At 57.8% G+C, this 19,773-nt stretch carries 16 protein-coding genes; 4 read left to right on the forward strand and 12 right to left on the reverse strand.

Features of this window, described 5'->3' with window-relative positions; all coding sequences use genetic code 11:
* Positions 1 to 4: 4 nt before the first annotated feature.
* The 6 genes from ACA069_RS23565 to rplM all read right to left on the reverse strand — a co-directional run bounded on the left by ACA069_RS23565 (position 5) and on the right by rplM (position 4,462).
* Complete coding sequence (locus ACA069_RS23565; RefSeq protein WP_007961620.1) at positions 5 to 622, reverse strand: glutathione S-transferase N-terminal domain-containing protein; 618 nt, start codon at positions 620 to 622, stop codon at positions 5 to 7.
* A 147-nt stretch (positions 623 to 769) separates the two neighbouring features.
* Positions 770 to 1,552 (reverse strand): cytochrome c1, encoded by a 783-nt coding sequence (locus ACA069_RS23570; RefSeq protein WP_187678009.1) that lies wholly within the window; start codon positions 1,550 to 1,552, stop codon positions 770 to 772.
* Complete coding sequence (locus ACA069_RS23575; RefSeq protein WP_187678010.1) at positions 1,552 to 2,763, reverse strand: cytochrome b; 1,212 nt, start codon at positions 2,761 to 2,763, stop codon at positions 1,552 to 1,554. The genes ACA069_RS23570 and ACA069_RS23575 overlap by 1 nt, the downstream gene beginning before the upstream one ends.
* Positions 2,763 to 3,356 carry a ubiquinol-cytochrome c reductase iron-sulfur subunit gene (gene petA / locus ACA069_RS23580; protein ID WP_007917031.1) on the reverse strand — a complete coding sequence of 198 codons (594 nt, stop codon included), beginning with the start codon at positions 3,354 to 3,356 and terminating at the stop codon, positions 2,763 to 2,765. Before petA ends, ACA069_RS23575 begins: the two co-directional genes overlap by 1 nt.
* Before the next feature lie 270 nt (positions 3,357 to 3,626).
* A complete protein-coding gene (rpsI, locus tag ACA069_RS23585; RefSeq protein WP_008080273.1) occupies positions 3,627 to 4,019 on the reverse strand; it encodes a 30S ribosomal protein S9 in 393 nt (130 codons plus the stop codon).
* Between the two features lie 14 nt (positions 4,020 to 4,033).
* Complete coding sequence (gene rplM, locus ACA069_RS23590; RefSeq protein ID WP_007917032.1) at positions 4,034 to 4,462, reverse strand: 50S ribosomal protein L13; 429 nt, start codon at positions 4,460 to 4,462, stop codon at positions 4,034 to 4,036.
* Positions 4,463 to 4,707: 245 nt separating this feature from the next.
* On the opposite strand from rplM, the gene ACA069_RS23595 reads away from it, so the two are divergent.
* Entirely contained in the window at positions 4,708 to 5,748 is a 1,041-nt protein-coding gene (locus tag ACA069_RS23595) for an NADP(H)-dependent aldo-keto reductase (RefSeq protein WP_497615332.1), read from the forward strand.
* A 123-nt stretch (positions 5,749 to 5,871) separates the two neighbouring features.
* Here ACA069_RS23595 and ACA069_RS23600 read toward each other — a convergent pair whose 3' ends face one another.
* A complete protein-coding gene (locus tag ACA069_RS23600) occupies positions 5,872 to 7,008 on the reverse strand; it encodes an acyl-CoA dehydrogenase family protein (protein ID WP_489878742.1) in 1,137 nt (378 codons plus the stop codon).
* A gap of 250 nt (positions 7,009 to 7,258) precedes the next feature.
* Here ACA069_RS23600 and ACA069_RS23605 point away from each other — a divergent pair, with 250 nt between their 5' ends.
* A complete protein-coding gene (locus ACA069_RS23605; RefSeq protein WP_401271744.1) occupies positions 7,259 to 8,155 on the forward strand; it encodes a GlxA family transcriptional regulator in 897 nt (298 codons plus the stop codon).
* 175 nt (positions 8,156 to 8,330) lie between these two features.
* On the opposite strand, the gene zapE is transcribed toward ACA069_RS23605, so the two are convergent.
* The 3 genes from zapE to ACA069_RS23620 all read right to left on the reverse strand — a co-directional run bounded on the left by zapE (position 8,331) and on the right by ACA069_RS23620 (position 11,525).
* Positions 8,331 to 9,425, reverse strand: a complete 1,095-nt coding sequence (gene zapE / locus ACA069_RS23610; RefSeq protein ID WP_187678013.1) for a cell division protein ZapE — start codon at positions 9,423 to 9,425, stop codon at positions 8,331 to 8,333.
* Between the two features lie 90 nt (positions 9,426 to 9,515).
* Positions 9,516 to 10,871, reverse strand: a complete 1,356-nt coding sequence (locus ACA069_RS23615) for a tryptophan--tRNA ligase (protein WP_497615333.1) — start codon at positions 10,869 to 10,871, stop codon at positions 9,516 to 9,518.
* Between the two features lie 24 nt (positions 10,872 to 10,895).
* On the reverse strand, positions 10,896 to 11,525 hold the full coding sequence (locus ACA069_RS23620; RefSeq protein WP_497615334.1) for an alpha/beta hydrolase: 630 nt from the start codon (positions 11,523 to 11,525) through the stop codon (positions 10,896 to 10,898).
* Between the two features lie 144 nt (positions 11,526 to 11,669).
* Between ACA069_RS23620 and ACA069_RS23625 the strand changes: the two genes are divergently transcribed.
* On the forward strand, positions 11,670 to 12,104 hold the full coding sequence (locus ACA069_RS23625; protein ID WP_187678015.1) for a Z-ring associated ZapG family protein: 435 nt from the start codon (positions 11,670 to 11,672) through the stop codon (positions 12,102 to 12,104).
* A 253-nt stretch (positions 12,105 to 12,357) separates the two neighbouring features.
* Here ACA069_RS23625 and ACA069_RS23630 read toward each other — a convergent pair whose 3' ends face one another.
* Both ACA069_RS23630 and ACA069_RS23635 read right to left on the reverse strand, forming a co-directional pair.
* Positions 12,358 to 13,089, reverse strand: coding sequence for a YiaD family glycine zipper/OmpA-like lipoprotein (locus ACA069_RS23630; protein ID WP_150616353.1), 732 nt, complete (start codon positions 13,087 to 13,089; stop codon positions 12,358 to 12,360).
* 116 nt (positions 13,090 to 13,205) lie between these two features.
* Positions 13,206 to 13,850 carry an MBL fold metallo-hydrolase gene (locus ACA069_RS23635; RefSeq protein ID WP_489878739.1) on the reverse strand — a complete coding sequence of 215 codons (645 nt, stop codon included), beginning with the start codon at positions 13,848 to 13,850 and terminating at the stop codon, positions 13,206 to 13,208.
* A gap of 205 nt (positions 13,851 to 14,055) precedes the next feature.
* On the opposite strand from ACA069_RS23635, the gene ACA069_RS23640 reads away from it, so the two are divergent.
* A complete protein-coding gene (locus ACA069_RS23640; protein WP_497615335.1) occupies positions 14,056 to 19,746 on the forward strand; it encodes a M10 family metallopeptidase C-terminal domain-containing protein in 5,691 nt (1,896 codons plus the stop codon).
* Positions 19,747 to 19,773: the final 27 nt, after the last annotated feature.

Raw genomic sequence — 19,773 nt, forward strand, 5'->3', positions numbered from 1 at the left:
AGCCTTAGCGCATATCGCGTTCGACACCAGACAGACTCGCCTGGAAAGCCTCACGCGCAAACTGGCGCTCCATATAATCAAGCAGCGGCTTGGCTGGCCGCGGCAGTTCAATACCCAGAATCGGCAAACGCCAGAGTATTGGCAATAGGCAGCAATCCACCAGACTTTGTTCCTCACTGAGGAAAAACGGCTTGTCGGCAAACAGCGGCGACACGCCCGTCAGGCTTTCTCGCAATTCCTTACGCGCCACGACACGCGCGGCCTCCTTGGACTTGGGATCAAGTATCAGATCCACCAGACCACACCAGTCACGCTGAATACGGTGAATCAGCAGACGACTGTTGGCACGCGCCACCGGATAAACCGGCATCAATGGCGGGTGCGGGTAACGCTCATCCAGATATTCCATCACCACGGTCGACTCCCACAACGCCAGGTCACGATCGACCAGCGTGGGCAGGCTTCCGTAAGGGTTCACCTCAATCAGTTTAGGCGGCTGGCGACCAGCTTCCACATAAATGATCTCGGCGCTGACACCCTTCTCTGCAAGTACGATACGCACCCGGTGGGAATAGTGGTCGGCGGGGTCGGAGTAACAGGCCAACCGATTGGTCACGCCCATGGCGATCCTCCTCGCTTGTTGAAATTATCGGAACCGGAAAAACGCGCGCGCCCAGAGGGCGCCTCCGGCAAAGCCTGGCTGACCAGGCGTTGCGCTATCGGAGACGCCCTTGGACGCGCGCGATTAACAGCAATGCTTTGAAGCGTATCAGTGCACGTCTTTCCAGTATTCACGCTTGAGCAGATAGGCGAACACAAAGAAGAACGCCAAGTACAGCAAAACGTAAGTACCGATGCGCTGATGTTGCAGCTTAACCGGGTTAGCCGAGTAAGCCAGGAAGGTTACCAGATTCTTGACCTTCTCATCGAACTGCTCTTCGTTCAGAGCACCGGACTTCGGCACGATGGTCAACTGATCGCACGCTTCATGGGTCAAAGGCGTACCGGTCAGCGGATCATATTGCTTCTTGCCGTCCTCGACGATCTGCACCTGTTTGCAACCCACGACCTGACGACCCTGCAGGCCGACCAGCACGTTAGGCATGCCAACGTTCGGGAAGACCTTGTTGTTCACGCCCCAAGGACGTGCAGGATCTTCGTAGAACGACTTCAGGTAACCGTAGAGCCAGTCAGTGCCACGCACGCGAGCCACCAGAGTCAGATCCGGTGGCGCAGCACCGAACCAGGTCTTGGCGTCCGCCGGCTGCATGCCGATGTTCATGTGATCGCCGATCTTGGCCCCAGTGAACACCAGTTTTTCCAGCATCAGTTCGTGAGGCACGCCGAGGTCATCAGCCACGCGCTCGTAACGCTGGAACTTGGCACTGTGGCACCCCATGCAATAGTTGGCAAAGGTACGTGCGCCATCCTGCAGGGCAGCCTTGTCGGAAACGTCGATGTCGACTTTTTCCAGTTCCGGACCGCCAGATTCAGCGGCGAAAGACAGGACAGGCAAAGCAGCAAAAAGCAGAGCAAAAAATAACTTTTTCATCAGCCAGTCACCCTTTCCGGAACCGGTTTGGTCTTCTCGAGCCTGGTGTAGAACGGCATCAGAATGAAGTAGGCGAAGTACAAGAAGGTGCAGACCTGCGACAGCAAGGTTCGCCCCGGTGTCGGAGACAGAACGCCCAGAATGCCCAGAATCACGAACGAAATGCAGAACACCAACAGCCAGATTTTGCTCATCCAGCCTTTATAGCGCATCGACTTGACGGGACTGCGATCGAGCCATGGCAGGACAAATAGCACGGCGATGGCCGCGCCCATGGCGATAACACCCATGAGCTTGTCCGGAATTGCCCGCAGGATCGCGTAGAACGGTGTGAAGTACCAGACCGGCGCAATGTGCTCTGGCGTCTTGAACGGGTTAGCCGGTTCAAAGTTTGGCTTTTCGAGGAAGTAGCCGCCCATTTCCGGGAAGAAGAACACGATAAAGCAGAAGATGAACAGGAACACCACTACGCCGACAATATCCTTCACGGTGTAGTAAGGGTGGAAGGCAATGCCATCCAGCGGGATGCCGTTTTCGTCTTTGTGCTTCTTGATGTCGACGCCGTCAGGGTTGTTCGAACCCACTTCGTGCAGCGCCAGAATGTGCAACACCACCAGACCGAGAATCACGATTGGCAGGGCCACCACGTGCAAGGCGAAGAAGCGGTTGAGGGTGATCCCGGAGATCAGATAGTCACCACGGATCCACTGGGTCAGGTCGTTACCGATGACCGGAATCGCACCGAACAGCGAGATGATCACCTGCGCACCCCAGTAGGACATCTGCCCCCAAGGCAGCAGATAACCCATGAAGGCCTCGGCCATCAGCGCCAGGTAGATCAGCATGCCGAACACCCAGACCAGTTCACGCGGTTTCTGATACGAACCGTAGAGCAGGCCACGGAACATGTGCAGATAGACCACGATGAAAAACGCCGAGGCACCAGTGGAGTGAAGCAGGCGCAGGATCGAGCCGTACTCGACGTCACGCATGATGTATTCGACGGAAGCAAACGCTTCTTCTGCCGACGGCGTGTAACTCATCGTCAGCCAGACACCGGTGACGATCTGGTTGACCAGAACGAGCAGCGCCAGCGAGCCGAAGAAATAGAAGAAGTTGAAGTTTTTTGGAGCGTAATACTTGCTGAGATGGTCTTCCCACATTTTGGTGGCAGGGAAGCGCGCATCAACCCAATCCATGAACTTGCTCATCACGCTTTCTCCGTATCGACGCCAATGACAATCAGGTCATCGGTCTCATAGGAATGCGGGGGAACTGGCAGGTTCAAAGGCGCAGGTTGCGACTTGTAGACGCGGCCAGCCAGATCGTAGTGAGAACCGTGGCAAGGGCAGAAATAACCGCCTACCCAGTCTTTACCCAGATCCGCAGGTGCCACTTCGGGACGGAAGGTCGGTGAGCAACCCAAGTGTGTGCAGATCCCGATCAGCAGCAGAATTTCCGGCTTGATCGATCGCACTTCAGGGTCGACATAGGTGGGTTGCGTGGAGTTTTTGGAGGTTGGATCAGAGAGCTGGCCCTCGATCTTCTTGAGATTCCCCAGGATTTCCTCAGTACGGCGGACAATGAACACCGGCTGGCCGCGCCACTCAGCAATCATCTGCTGTCCTGGCTCGATTTTGCTGACATTCACTTTCACCGGTGCACCTGCGGCTTTCGCCTTGGCACTGGGAAACCATGACCCCACGAACGGGACCGCAGCCCCCACCGCTCCTGCAGCACCCACCACGGATGTGGCTGCTACCAAGAAGCGACGCCGGCCTGCATTCACGCCGTCATTGCTCATTCAGTCCTCTCCCATCAGCTTTGTGGCCTGTTAAATCAGGCATCTACTAAATAAATCAATGTAACTTATAAAAATTTTGCCGAGATGGTAATGAAAAGCCCCAATTCTGACAAGGGAATTACCCGGAGCTCTCACCCTCAAGCCTTGCAGTATAGGGGGTCTACGGAAGTGGCAAGTTGTCGCAGCGCAATTCTTTTGATAAATCGCAGGCATAAAAAAACGCCCGGTTCCGTGAGGAATCGGGCGTTCTTTTTGAACGTGGAAGCGGAATTAACGCTTCGAGTACTGCGGACGCTTACGCGCTTTACGCAGACCAACTTTCTTACGTTCAACTTCACGGGCGTCGCGAGTAACGAAGCCAGCTTTGCGCAGAGCGCCACGCAGGGTTTCGTCGTAGTCCATCAGAGCGCGAGTGATGCCGTGGCGGATTGCGCCAGCTTGACCACTTACACCACCGCCGATCACGGTGACGTAGATGTCGAACTTCTCGACAGTCTCAGTCAGCTCCAGCGGCTGACGAACTACCATGCGGGCAGTTTCGCGGCCGAAGAAGTTTTCCAGCGAACGGTTGTTGATGGAGATATTACCAGTACCCGGACGCAGGAAAACGCGTGCGGTTGCGGTCTTGCGACGGCCAGTGCCGTAATTTTGAGTCGCCGACATAATGTACTATTCCGTTAAAACTTCAGTTCTTGGGGCTGCTGAGCAGTATGTGGGTGTGCAGCGCCCGCATAGACTTTCAGCTTACGGTACATGTCGCGACCCAGTGGGTTTTTAGGCAGCATGCCTTTAACCGCGGTCTCGATCACGCGCTCAGGGGCTTTAGCGATCAGCTTTTCAAAGTTGATCGACTTGATACCGCCCGGGAAACCGGAGTGGGAGTAGTACATTTTGTCAGTGGTTTTAGCGCCGGTAACACGGATCTGCTCGGCGTTGATTACGACGATGTAGTCGCCGGTGTCAACGTGAGGAGTGTACTCAGGCTTGTGCTTGCCACGCAGACGGCTCGCGATTTCGGTGGCCAGACGACCCAGGGTCTGACCAGCAGCGTCGACGACAAACCAGTCGCGCTTTACTGTTTCCGGTTTAGCAGTAAAAGTTTTCATTCTTTATAGCCTCAGGGGCCGCCCTGTAAATTAGACGGCGGATCTTACTGAATAGTGCGTACTTTGACAAGTCAAAGGCAGCCGGATACAGACGCTTTCGGGGGCTCGGGTCGGCGCGTCCGTTCAACGGCAAGATTCTTCGGCGGCGGCGCATCACTTCCACTGCAGAAAGAGGTCGGCAATTATGCAGATTGCGAAAAATAATTCAACCTGCTTTTATGATTGTTTTGCCCAAGGAGCACCCGATGGACTATCGCCAGCTAGGCCGTACCGACCTGAACGTGAGTGCAATCTGCCTCGGCACCATGACCTGGGGCGAGCAAAACACTGAAGCTGAAGCCTTCGCACAGATTGAACGGGCCAAAGAGGCCGGGATCAATTTCATCGACACCGCCGAGATGTACCCGGTGCCGCCGAAAGCCGAAACCTACGCCACCACCGAGCGCTACATCGGCAATTACTTCAAAAGTCGGGGTGATCGTGCCGACTGGATCCTGGCCAGCAAGATCGCCGGCCCGGGAAACACCATCGACTACATCCGCGACAAAAATCTGCGCCACAACCGCCAGCACATAACTGAAGCGGTGGATGCCAGCCTCAAACGCCTGCAAACCGATTACATCGATCTTTACCAGTTGCACTGGCCTGAGCGCAGCACCAATTTTTTCGGACAACTGGGCTACAAGCACAAGATCGAAGCCAACCTGACCCCGCTCGAAGACACCCTTGAAGCGCTCGACGAGCAGGTGAAGGCCGGCAAGATCCGCCACGTCGGTCTGTCCAACGAAACGCCGTGGGGCACCATGCGTTTCCTCGCTCTGGCCGAAGCCCGTGGCTGGCCGCGCGCTGTGTCGATCCAGAACCCTTACAACCTGCTCAACCGCAGCTTCGAAGTCGGCCTGGCCGAAATCGCCATCCGCGAACAGTGCGGCCTGCTCGCCTATTCGCCGTTGGCGTTCGGCTTCCTGTCGGGCAAGTACGAAGGTGGCGCCCGCCCGCCAAAAGGTCGCCTGAGCCTCTACAGCCGCTTCAGCCGCTACTTCAATCCACAATCGGAAGCTGCCTGCAGCCGTTACGTCGCATTGGCCCGTGAACACGGTCTGGATCCGGCGCAAATGGCTCTGGCGTTCGTGACCCAGCAACCGTTCGTCACCAGCAACATCATTGGTGCAACCACTCTTGAGCAACTGGACAGCAACATTGCCAGTTTCGATCTGAAACTTTCCGATGAAGTGCTGGCAGGGATCGATGCGATTCACAAGGATCATCCAAATCCTGCGCCATAAGTAAAAAAGAGTGATCATTCCCACCCAGCGTGTGGGAATGCATTCCTGACGCTCCGTGTCGCGCTCAAAGCGGAACGCGGAGCGTCCCCGGCGGCATTCCCACGCAGAGCTTGGGAACGCTCATCAAAGCGACCGCGCAATGATTTCCTTCATGATTTCGTTGGTCCCGGCATAAATTCGCTGCACCCGCGCATCCGCCCACGCCCGGGCCACCGGATATTCCCACATGAAACCGTAGCCACCATGCAACTGCACGCACTCGTCGAGCACCTTGCACTGCAGGTCCGTGCCCCAATACTTGGCCATCGCCGCCGTCGGCACGTCGAGCTTGCCTTGCAGATGCAACTCCAGGCATCGGTCGACGAACACCCGACCGATCTGAATCTCGGTGGCCATCTCCGCCAGTTTGAAGCGGGTGTTCTGGAAGTCGGCAATCGCCTTGCCGAACGCCTTGCGATCGCGGGTGTAATCGAGTGTCCATTGCAGCGCAGCTTCCGCCGAGGCCAGTCCACCAATCGCCACGGTCAGACGCTCCTGCGGCAGTTCCTGCATCAAATAGGCAAACCCCGCCCCGGCCTGACCCAACAGGTTTTCTTTCGGCACGCGTACGTCCTGAAAGAACAATTCCGACGTGTCCTGGGCCTTCATTCCGACCTTCTCCAGGCGTTTGCCCTTGTCGAAACCCGGCGTGTTTGCTTCCACCAGAAACAGACTGGTGCCCTTCGCTCCAGCCTTCGGATCAGTCTTGGCGACGACGATCACCAAATCAGCCAGAAAGCCGTTGGTGATGAAGGTTTTCGAGCCGTTGATCACGTACTCATCGCCGTCCAGCACAGCAGTAGTCTTGACGCCTTGCAGGTCGGAACCGGCGCCCGGCTCGGTCATGGCAATCGCCGTGACCATCTCGCCCGAGACCAGTTTCGGCAGGTATTTGTGCTTCAGCGCTTCGCTGCCGTAATGCAGGATGTAAGGCGCCACGATGTCCGAATGCAGCGAGAAACCGATACCGGTCAGGCCTAGTCGACCGACCTCCTCGATCACTACGGTGCTGTAAAGAAAGTCCGCCCCCAACCCGCCGTATTCTTCCGGCAGATGCGAGCACAGCATCCCTGCCTCCCCTGCCTTGTTCCACAGTTTGCGGTCGATATAGCCTTGTTTCTCCCATTGCGCATGAAACGGCACCGCCTCTTTTTCGAGGAAGGTTCGTACGCTGTCGCGGAACAGTTCGTGCTCGGGGCTGAACAAAGTTCTAGGGATCATGCGGCACCTTTCTTTCTTGTTGGAGGGATATGACCTTCAGAGACTATGCCTCCCCTCCGATACAGGACACTGGACACATCCGACAAAAAATAAGACGATCCAGCCGTCTGGTGACCACTTTCCCTTATAAAAACAAAACAAAAGTTGAATTATGTCTAAGCAAGTCTCCACGCCCTTGCGGCGCGTCAGCATCCTGGCGATCGACCGGGTTTTCGCATCCACTCTCATGCAGGCCAAGGATTTTTTCCATCTGGCCAGCCTGCGTTACGGTAAACAACTGGGCCACGGCCTGACTCCGGCGTTCGAAACACGCCTGGTTAGCCCCGACGGCAAACCGGTGAACAGTTTCAGCGACGTGGTCATGCCGGTCGACGGCGGCCTGGAAAATGCCGACGTCATCATCCTTCCGGCGTTCTGGGACGATTTCGATACGCTCTGCAGCCGTTACCCACAGGTCCTGCCGTGGCTGCGCGAGCAACATGCTCGCGGCGCGGTATTGTGCGGCGAAGCCACCGGAGTGTTCTGGCTGGCCGAGGCCGGCCTGCTCAACGGCAAGGAAGCGACCACCTACTGGCGCTTCTTCAATGCGTTTGCCGAGCGTTTCCCACGAGTGTTCCTCAATCAGGACAAACACCTGACCGACGCCGACAACCTCTACTGCGCCGGCGGCACCACATCGGCCTGCGACCTCTACATCTACTTGATAGAGCGCTTCTGCGGGGCCAACGTCGCACAGGCCGTGGCGCGCGACATCCTCTACGAAGTGCAGCGCAGTTATTCGCCGGGGCGCATCGGTTTTGGCGGACAGAAGCTGCATCAGGACGTGATCATCCTGCAGATCCAGCACTGGCTCGAAGAGCATTTTGCCGACAAGTTCCGTTTCGAAGACGTCGCCCGCGAACACGGCATGAGCATTCGCAATTTCATGCGCCGCTTCCAGACCGCCACGGGCGACAAACCGCTGCATTACCTGCAACGGCTGCGCATCGAGACGGCCAAGGGCTTGCTGTCGGGCAGTCGCAAGAGCATCAAGACCATCAGCTATGAAGTCGGATACGACGATGCGAGTTTCTTTGCGCGACTGTTCCGCCAGCACACCGAATTGTCACCGAACCAGTATCGGCAGCAGTTTCAGCAGGCGGCATAGATTCTCGTAACGACACAAATCCAATGTGGGAGCGAGCCTGCTCGCGAATTCGGTTTTACATTCAACAATACTGTTGGCTGACACACCGCTTTCGCGAGCAGGCTCGCTCCCACAGGGATCTTCAGCGCACAAAAAAGGGCCTGCAATTGCAGGCCCTTTTTTTTGGCGAATCCGTTTAAGGCTTGTGCGCCCGGGACAGGAATTCGTGCGATTGCATCTCCAGCAAACGGCTCAGCGTACGCTGGAACTCGAAGTTCAGACGTCCGCCGGTGTACAGATCCTTCAACTCGACTTCCGCAGAAATGATCAGCTTCACGTTGCGGTCGTAGAACTCGTCGACCATGTTGATGAAGCGACGAGCGATGTCGTCGGTGGTGACGCTCATCTGCTCGACACCGCTGAGCAGCACGGCGTGGAAGATCTTGCCCAGTTCGATGTAGTCGTTCTGGCTACGCGGGCCGTCGCACAGTTCGCGGAAGTCGAACCAGGCCACGTCGTCACAGGTACGCAGCGCGCGAATTTCACGGTTCTCGATGATCAACACATCGTTTTCCACCGCCGCCGTGCATTCCGGTGTCAGTGCCTTGAAGCTCTTGCGCAGGCTTTCGTGAGCGGCTTCGTCGAGCGGATAATGGAACAACTCCGCCTGTTCGAGGTGACGCAGACGGTAGTCAACGCCGCTGTCGACGTTGACGATCTCGGTGTTCTGCTTGATCAGCGCGATGGCTGGCAGGAAGCGCGCACGTTGCAGGCCGTCCTTGTACAGGCCGTCCGGAACGATGTTCGACGTTGCGACCAGGGTCACGCCGTTCTTGAACAGCTCTTCCATCAGCGTGCCGAGAATCATGGCGTCGGTGATGTCGGAAACGAAGAACTCATCGAAGCAGATAACCCGCGATTCCGCCGCAAAACGCTTGGCGATGAGGGTCAGCGGGTTTTTCTCGCCGCCGAGGGTTTTCATCTCTTCGTGCACACGCTTCATGAAGCGGTGGAAGTGCGTGCGGGTCTTTTCCTTGAACGGCAGCGCTTCGAAGAAGGTGTCGACCAGGTAAGTCTTGCCGCGACCCACGCCGCCCCAGAAATACAGACCCTTGACCGGCGTCTGATCCTTTTTGCCAAACAGTTTGCTCAACAGGCCGGGCTTGTTCTGATCGGCGGCGATCAGATCCTCGTACAGGCGCTGCAAATGACGCACAGCAGTTTCCTGCGCGGCGTCATGGAAGAAGTCCGGGCGTTTCAGATCAGCTTGGTATCGTTCTAGGGGCGTCATAATTCGTTAGCAAGGCAACAAAAACGGGCCGTCACTGTAGCGACGGCCCGTGGGAATGGCAATCAGCCCTTGGTCGGGCCGAGCCGCTGATTATTCCTGAACCGGTGTCAGTGCGATGCGCAGGGCCTCGATGGCCGCGTCCCGTGCTGCACTGTCGGCGAACACCGGGCTGTCGCCGACACACTGGCCTTCCAGCCACACGCTGAAGCTCAGGTCTTCGCTGCGCACGTCCAGTGGTTGACCGGATTGCAATTGCTTGGTCACCTGCCCTGCCGCTTTGCCATCAGCGAAGTTGCGCGACAGCAGCAGTTGCTCGCCATCAGCCGCCAGCAGACGGAAGCGGAAACTGCCGTCGTCTTCACGGAAACTGACGAAACGCGCGGCTTTCACGGCTTTCTTCTTGGTGGTCGCGGCCACTTGAACCTGATTTACGAACGAACGCAGGCCAACCGCTTCGCGCAACTCGTTGAGGAACGGCGTCGCCACGGCACGGGCCTTTTTCGCGCCGATCTGCAGGATGTCTTCCAGATCCGCCGGACGCTCGATCAATTGGTGATAACGCTCGCGAGACTCGCCGAGTTCGTTGTCGAGCAACTGGAACAGACGGTTCTTCGCCTCGCCCCAACCCAGACCGCCCAGCAGTTCGCTGCGGAATTCGTCCGACTGCGCCGGCGTCGAGAACGCCTGGAACAGGGTGAACAGGTGCGAGTTGTCCGGATCCTTGGCTTCGCCCGGCGCTTTCGAGTCAGTGACGATCCGCGAGATCGCGTCCTTCATCTCTTTGGCGCTGGAGAACAACGGGATGGTGTTGTCGTAGCTCTTCGACATCTTGCGACCGTCCAGGCCCGGCAACGTCGCCACGCTTTCTTCGATCAGCGCTTCGGGCATGGTGAAGAATTCTTTGCCCTGGCCGAACAGGTGGTTGAAGCGCTGGCCGATATCACGGGCCATTTCCACGTGCTGAATCTGGTCACGCCCCACCGGCACCTTGTGCGCGTTGAACATCAGGATGTCCGCGGCCATCAGTACCGGGTAGCTGTAGAGGCCCATGGTGATGCCGGCATCCGGGTCTTCGCCGGTCTCGACGTTTTTATCCACAGACGCTTTGTAAGCGTGGGCGCGGTTGAGCAGGCCCTTGGCGGCAACACAGGTCAGCAACCAGGTCAGCTCGGGGATTTCCGGAATATCGGACTGGCGGTAGAAGGTCACGCGGTCGACATCAAGGCCACCGGCCAGCCAGGTCGCGGCGATTTCCAGACGCGAGCGCTGAATGCGCAGCGGGTCATCGCATTTGATCAGGGCGTGGTAGTCAGCCAGGAAGTAGAACGAATCGGCATTGCTGTCGCGGCTGGCGAGGATCGCCGGGCGGATGGCGCCGGCGTAGTTGCCCAGGTGCGGCGTGCCGGTGGTGGTGATGCCGGTAAGGATGCGGGTACGGTTCGTCATGGGTAATCGCTTGTCAGACTGCAATCAATTCGAGAGACGCGGCAGGATCAGATCCTTGAGATCGGTCAACTTGCCATGAAAAAAGTGTCCGCATTCTGCCACTTTCAGCAGCTCATGGGGGCGCTGGAGTTTTTCAGACCATTGGTAAACCAGTTGCGGATCGATGACTTCATCGGTTTCCGGCTGGATCAGAGTCAACTCGCCGAGTTGCGGCAGTTGATCCTGTTCGCCCAGACGCATCACCGCCGGCGCGACCATGAACAGGTGCTTGAGCTGCACACCCTGGGCTTCAAGACGGCCGCCGAGACTTGCTGCAACAAATCCGCCGAAGGAGAAACCGAACAGGGTCAGCGGCAGATCCGGGTGTTTTTCCCGAAGCCAGTCAGCAACGGCTTGAGCGTCATCGACTTCGCCGGTGCCCATGTCGTGTGCCCCTTCGCTGGCGCCGACGCCACGATAGTTAAAACGCAAGGTGATCAGGCCCGCGTCGCGCGCGGTGCGCTGCAGGGTCGAGACGACCTTGTTGAGCATGGTGCCGCCCTGCACCGGGTTCGGATGGCAGATCAGCGCGATGCCGCGCGGCTGCTCGTTGTCCAGGTACAGAGACTCAAGTTGACCCACCGGGCCGTCAATCACTACAGGGGTTTCACGCATCAGCAAGGAAGGAACTCCGTGACCTCGAATCGGGTCGACTCGTCTAGCAAATTGTCTGTGCCAATCTATTGCGAGTGAATCGCGGTATACAGCGCAGGTTCGAGCCGTTAACGTAAAGCAAAGCCGTTTATAGAGGAAGGACTCGTGGAACACTCGCTCTTAGTTTGGTTGTTACCGACTCTTGCCCTGGTTGTGGGTGTCGCCATTGGATTCCTGATCGCGCGCGTTGCGCCGAACGCCGCGCCGAGCCGTACGCAGCGTCAACTGGATGATATCCAGGAGCGTTTCGACAGTTATCAAAACGAGGTGGTCACCCACTTCAACAGCACCGCAATGCTGGTCAAGAAGCTGACCCAGAGCTATCAGGAAGTGCAGGATCATCTCGCCGAGGGCGCCAATCGTCTGGCCCTGGACGAGCAGACCCGCCAGCGCCTGATCGCCGCCCTGCACGCCGACGCGGCGGTGGCACCACGCGAACGCCTGACGCCCCCGCGCGATCAAGAGCCACCGCGCGACTACGCTCCGAAGACGCCGAACTCGCCGGGCATGCTTGATGAGCAATATGGTTTGAAGAAGTAATCAGTCTTCGCTGAAAACAAAAAGCCCCCGGACAATTCGGTTGTCCGGGGGCTTTTTTGTGACATGGAATCTTCGGTGCCTGACCGGTCCCTTCGCGAGCAAGCTCGCTCCCACAGTGAGTGATGTTGCCCACAGAATGTGTGTTCAACATAAAACCCTGTGGGAGCGGGCTTGCCCGCGAAGAGGCCGGCACTGCCCAAACAAAAAAATGCCCGATCACCAGGATCGGGCATTTCTTCATTCAGGCATTCAGTTACGGATACTGCTGAACCGTACCCGGCTGCTGCTGACCACCATACTGCTGACCCGGAATCGCCTTCAGGTTGACCTCGACGCGTCGGTTCTGCGCACGGCCATTGACGTCACCGTTGCTGGCAATCGGGTTATCCGGGCCGGCACCACGGGCCGACAGGTTGGCGCCACTGACACCTTGCGAGGTCAGGTAAGTCGCCACGCTCTGCGCACGGCGCTGGGACAGGTCCATGTTGTGCTGGCGGCTGCCGGTGCTGTCGGTGTAGCCGACGATTTCGATCTGGTTCTGGCTGAATTCTTTCAACGAGCCGGCCAGGTTGTTCAGCGGCTGGTAGAAGCTCGACGCGATGTTCGCCGAATCGGTAGCGAAAGTGATATTGCCCGGCATGATCAGCTTGATCTGATCGCCCTGACGCTGCACTTCAACGCCGGTGTTGGCCATGCTGGCGCGCAGTTTTTTCTCCTGCTGGTCGGCGTAGTAACCGTAACCGGCCGCCGAAGCACCGACCACGGCCGCACCGATCAAGGCACCCTTGCCACGGTTATCGTGACCGATAGCAGCGCCGGCCAGTGCACCGGCCAGAGCGCCGAGGCCACCGTATTTGGCAGTTTTGCTCATGCCTTGGGAGCCACCGTCGGCCTGACCCTGATTGTCATACGGGTTGGGCGAGGCGCATCCGGACAGCAAGGCCACGGCAGTAGCGACAATAATCAAACGACGCTTGGTGAACATGAAGAGCTCCTACGTTTCTGCATTCTGTGGTGCAGCGGCCGTTTGGCAATAAACCTCTGCGGGCGTTTGATCGTGACTATGCGCAAAAATTCCACCGGGCACTCGTGACAAAATATTTAGGCCCGTACAAACGGGTTCTCGCGCATTTCATCCCCTAGACGCGTGTCCGGACCATGCCCGGCAATTACCGTCGCGTCTTCATCCAGGGTGTACAGCCGCTGCTTGATCGATCGCACGATGGTCGCCTGATCGCCGCCCCACAAATCCGTGCGCCCTACCCCGCGACGAAACAACGTGTCGCCGGCAATCAACAGCTTAGCCTCGGAAAACCAAAAGCTCATGGAACCTGGCGTATGACCCGGCGTATGCAGGGCCACGCCGCAGCCGCAAGCGAGTTCTTCATCATCGCTCAACCAGCGATCGGGCGATGGCACCGGCACGTAAGGCACGCCGAACATCTGGCATTGCATCTCGAGGTTGTCCCACAGGAACTGATCTTCTTTGTGCAAATGCAGCGTTGCGCCGGTTTTTTCTTTCATCTGGCCGGACGCGAGGAAATGATCGAGATGGGCGTGGGTGTGGATGATGCTGACGACCTTGAGGCCCAGCGCGTCGAGGCGCGCCATGATCAGATCGGGGTTGCCGCCCGGGTCGACGACGATGGCCTTTTTTGTGATCGGGTCGCCGATGATGGTGCAGTTGCACTGGAGCGGGCCGACGGGGAAGGTTTCGCGGATGAGCGACGGGCTTGGGACAGACATGACAAGAATCCTGAAGCAGGCAGGGAAAAAATCCGGCTCAGGATTGTACCGTACACGTCGATACAGATTACGAGGACGGGAAATTGGCGCCATTGATCAAAAAGTAATGGCACAATGATGCCATCGCACGCATTTTTCGTGCAAAATCGATCCCTTGTAGCGGCCACATTCCAGGACAGGCCGCAGAATTTATCAGGAACTCTGCATGCCACGCCCAACTGGTTACACCTATGCTACGCGCGCCTACTCCACCGGCGTCAAACCCGTCGACAGCCTGATATCCGGCTATAAATGGGAAAGTACCAAGTGGTACTCGCCAGACGCTGTAACCAGTCTGACTTACAGCTTCATTACGCCTGGCGTTTCTGTCTTTGCGCCCAACTACAGCGCCAACAACGAGTACAAAGCGGCGTATGCGCTGACTGGTGCGCAGCAACTGGGCATCATGACCGCACTCGACACGTGGTCAGCCGTGGCCAACATCACGTTCCAGTTGGCCCCTGAGACGTCATCCAGCGTAGGCGACATGCGATTCGGCGGCTACCAGCTCATGGATGCCGATGCCGCAGCATGGGCTTACACGCCCGCCGAAACTCCAAACGCCGGTGACGTCTGGCTCGGCCCGAACACCAATAATCCTGCGCCCGTCAAAGGCACTTATGACTTCATGACGTTTGTTCATGAAATCGGACACGCGATTGGCTTGAAACATCCATTCGCACCGTCAGCCAACAATGGTCTCACCATCGATCCATCGCTTGACGATGTCGCATTCAGCGTCATGAGCTACAACAACAATTATTCCTATCTGCCGACCACACCCATGGTGCTCGACATTCTGGCGATCCAGAGTTTGTATGGCATCAACAAATACTGGATGACCGGCGACAACAATTACTCGTGGGCACCCAACCAATCCATTTTCGAGACGATCTGGGACGCTGGCGGCAACGATACGATCGACGCAAGTAACCAGTTGGCGGCGGTGTCGATCGACCTCAATGAAGGTCAATACAGCAAAATCGGCAAGATATTCACCGATCAGGGTGGCAACGATTTCAACCAGGGGCTGGCGATTGCATATGGCGCCAAAATCGAAAACGCCACTGGCTCGAATTTCGATGACATCCTCACGGGCAACGCGCTCGACAATTTCATCAACGGTATGACTGGCGCCGACACCATGAACGGTGGCGCTGGCAACGACATCTACATCGTCGACAATATCGGCGATATCGTCACCGAAACCAGCACCTCGCTCTCGGAAATCGACACGGTCTACTCCTATGTCGACTACACTCTGGGGGCTAACGTCGAGGTGCTCAACCTGGTCGGCAACGCCGTAATCGGCACCGGCAACGCGTTGAACAATTCGCTGTACGGCAGCGCCGGCGACAACGTGCTGGACGGCGGCGCGGGCGCGGACCTGATGGTCGGCGGCACTGGCAATGACACCTACATCGTCGACAACATCGGTGACGTGATCAGCGAAACCAGCACACTGGCCAGCGAAATCGACACCGTTCGCGCCTCCGTGACCTACGGGCTCAGCGCCAACGTCGAGAACCTGATTCTCACCGGCAACGGTGACTTTTCCGGCATCGGCAACGCCCAGAACAACGTGATCACCGGCAATGACGGCAACAACCGGATGATCGGTGGCGCTGGCCTCGACACCCTGATCGGCGGCAAAGGCAACGACATCTACAGCATTGATCAGGCCGGCGAACTGGCACTGGTCCAGGAAGTTGCCGGCGAAGGCAACGACACTCTCTACATCGAATACGCGGCTAACGCCGCTACCATCGACCTCAACCTGGGCAATTTGCTCAACGTTGAAAATCTCGTCGTGTCCGCCGCCGGCAACTTCACCCTGGCCGGCAACGACCTGAACAACAGCCTTAACGGCGGCAGCGGCGCTGACTTCATCAATGGCGGCAAGGGTGCCGACGCCATGAACGGTGGCGCTGGCAACGACATCTACATCGTCGACAATATCGGCGATATCGTCACCGAAACCAGCACCTCGCTCTCGGAAATCGACACGGTCTACTCCTATGTCGACTACACCCTGGGGGCTAACGTCGAGGTGCTCAACCTGATCGGCAACGCCGTAAACGGCACCGGCAACGCGTTGAACAATTCGCTGTACGGCAGCGCCGGCGACAACGTGCTGGACGGCGGCGCGGGCGCGGACCTGATGGTCGGCGGCACTGGCAATGACACCTACATCGTCGACAACATCGGTGACGTGATCAGCGAAACCAGTACCCTGGCCAGCGAAATCGACACCGTTCGCGCCTCCGTGAACTACAGCCTCAGCGCCAACCTGGAAAACCTGATCCTGACTGGCGTTGGCAACCTATCAGGCGTCGGCAACAGTCAGAACAATGTAATCACCGGGAACGACGGCAACAACCAATTGGTGGGCGGTGCCGGTCTCGACACGTTGATCGGCGGCAAGGGTGACGACAGTTACAGCCTGGATCAGGAAAGCGAACTTGCATTGGTGCAAGAGAACGCCAACGAAGGCATTGACACCCTCGTCATTGATTTCAATGCGACTGCGCAAACCGACACCATCGACCTGAGCCAGGGCAACCTGCAAAACTTCGAAAACGTCAGAGTGACAGGCACTGGTGCCTTCACACTGCTTGGCAACAGCGCCGGCAACTCGCTTTACGGCAATTCCGGCGACAACGTGCTGGACGGCGGCGCGGGCGCGGACCTGATGGTCGGCGGCACTGGCAATGACACCTACATCGTCGACAACATCGGTGACGTGATCAGCGAAACCAGCACACTGGCCAGCGAAATCGACACCGTTCGCGCCTCCGTGACCTACGGGCTCAGCGCCAACGTCGAGAACCTGATTCTCACCGGCAACGGTGACTTTTCCGGCATCGGCAACGCCCAGAACAACGTGATCACCGGCAATGACGGCAACAACCGGATGATCGGTGGCGCTGGCCTCGACACCCTGATCGGCGGCAAAGGCAACGACATCTACAGCATTGATCAGGCCGGCGAACTGGCACTGGTCCAGGAAGTTGCCGGCGAAGGCAACGACACTCTCTACATCGAATACGCGGCTAACGCCGCTACCATCGACCTCAACCTGGGCAATTTGCTCAACGTTGAAAATCTCGTCGTGTCCGCCGCCGGCAACTTCACCCTGGCCGGCAACGACCTGAACAACAGCCTTAACGGCGGCAGCGGCGCTGACTTCATCAATGGCGGCAAGGGTGCCGACGCCATGAACGGTGGCGCTGGCAACGACATCTACATCGTCGACAATATCGGCGATATCGTCACCGAAACCAGCACCTCGCTCTCGGAAATCGACACGGTCTACTCCTATGTCGACTACACCCTGGGGGCTAACGTCGAGGTGCTCAACCTGGTCGGCAACGCCGTAAACGGCACCGGCAACGCGTTGAACAATTCGCTGTACGGCAGCGCCGGCGACAACGTGCTGGACGGCGGCGCGGGCGCGGACCTGATGGTCGGCGGCACTGGCAATGACACCTACATCGTCGACAACATCGGTGACGTGATCAGCGAAACCAGCACACTGGCCAGCGAAATCGACACCGTTCGCGCCTCCGTGACCTACGGGCTCAGCGCCAACGTCGAGAACCTGATTCTCACCGGCAACGGTGACTTTTCCGGCATCGGCAACGCCCAGAACAACGTGATCACCGGCAATGACGGCAACAACCGGATGATCGGTGGCGCTGGCCTCGACACCCTGATCGGCGGCAAAGGCAACGACATCTACAGCATTGATCAGGCCGGCGAACTGGCACTGGTCCAGGAAGTTGCCGGCGAAGGCAACGACACTCTCTACATCGAATACGCGGCTAACGCCGCTACCATCGACCTCAACCTGGGCAATTTGCTCAACGTTGAAAATCTCGTCGTGTCCGCCGCCGGCAACTTCACCCTGGCCGGCAACGACCTGAACAACAGCCTTAACGGCGGCAGCGGCGCTGACTTCATCAATGGCGGCAAGGGTGCCGACGCCATGAACGGTGGCGCTGGCAACGACATCTACATCGTCGACAATATCGGCGATATCGTCACCGAAACCAGCACCTCGCTCTCGGAAATCGACACGGTCTACTCCTATGTCGACTACACCCTGGGGGCTAACGTCGAGGTGCTCAACCTGGTCGGCAACGCCGTAAACGGCACCGGCAACGCGTTGAACAACTCGCTGTACGGCAATGACGGCAACAACCGGCTCGATGGCGGCGCTGGCCTCGACACCATGGTCGGCGGCAAGGGCGATGATGAGTATGTCCTAGACCAGGCTGGAGAATTGGCGCTGGTCAGCGAAAGTGCCAATCAGGGTACGGACAGACTTCTCATCAGTTATGCGGCTGCGGCAACGGGCAGCCTGATTGATCTCAATCTGAGCAACCTGCAGCAGATCGAGAATGTCACCGTACTGGCCGGCGGCGATTTCACTTTCGCCGGCAACGACCTGAACAACAATCTCGCCGGTGGCAGCGGTAATGACTTCATCAACGGCGGTAAAGGTGCCGACACCATGAGCGGTGCCGCCGGTAACGACACGTATATTGTCGACAACGTCGGCGACGTGGTGATTGAAAGCAGCATCTCGCTCTCTGAAATCGATACGGTGTATTCCTACATCGACTACACGCTGGGAGCAAATCTAGAGGTATTGAATCTGGTCGGAAGCGCTTTGAGTGCGACCGGTAACGCGCTGAACAACTCGCTGTACGGTACCGCAGGCAACAACATCCTCGACGGGGGCACCGGCGCCGACTTCATGGCTGGCGGCACCGGTAACGACACCTACATTGTCGATAATCTCGGCGATGTCGTTAGCGAAACCAGCACCATCGCGAGCGAAATCGATACTGTTCGCGCATCCGTCAACTACACGCTAGGGGCCAACCTGGAGAATCTGATTCTTACTGGCAGCGGCAATATCTATGGCGTCGGAAACAGCCAGAACAACGTCATTACCGGCAACGAGGGGAACAACCAACTGATTGGTGGTGCAGGGCTCGACACCATGATCGGTGGCAAGGGCAACGATATCTACAGCATCGATCAGGCGGGAGAGCTCGCGTTGGTTCAGGAGCTCGCCAGCGAAGGCACCGACTCTCTTTTCATTGAATACACAGCGACTGCACAGACCGGCACCGTCGACCTCAACCTCAACAATCTGAAGAATGTCGAGAACGTGGTAGTGACGGGCGCGGGCGATTTCACGCTGGCTGGCAACGATCTCGGCAACAGCCTGACCGGCAGCAGCGGAAATGATTTCATCAACGGTGGCAAAGGCGCTGACACCATGACCGGCGGCGGTGGCAACGACACGTATATCGTCGACAACATCGGCGATGTGGTCACCGAAACCGGCACGTCGCTCTCGGAAATCGACAGCGTCTATTCGTACGTCGATTACACCCTGGGGGCCAACCTGGAGATTCTGAGTCTCGTCGGGTCCGCCAGCAAAGGCACCGGCAACGGGTTGAACAACTCCATTTACGGCAACGACGCAGACAATATCCTGGATGGCGGCGCGGGGACGGACACGCTCACAGGCGGTGCTGGCGCCGACACCTTCGTCTTCAGTTCGCGCAGTGATATGGGGCTGGGTGCCAACCGTGATGTCATCACTGACTTCAACAGCCTGCAAGGCGACAAGATCGATCTGACGAAATTCGATGCCAACCTGCTGCAAGGCGGCATGGATGGTTTCACTTTCATCGGCGCCAATGACTTCACCGGTGCCGGTCAATTGCGTTTCGTCGATCACGTGCTGTCGGGCAACGTCACTGGCAATGCCGGCGCGGACTTTGAAATCCAACTGGTCGGTGTGAACAGCTTCAGCACCAACGATCTGGTGGCCTGACGCTCAACGCACACGCATGACCCGGTC

This window comes from Pseudomonas sp. LBUM1652 (assembly GCF_059716105.1).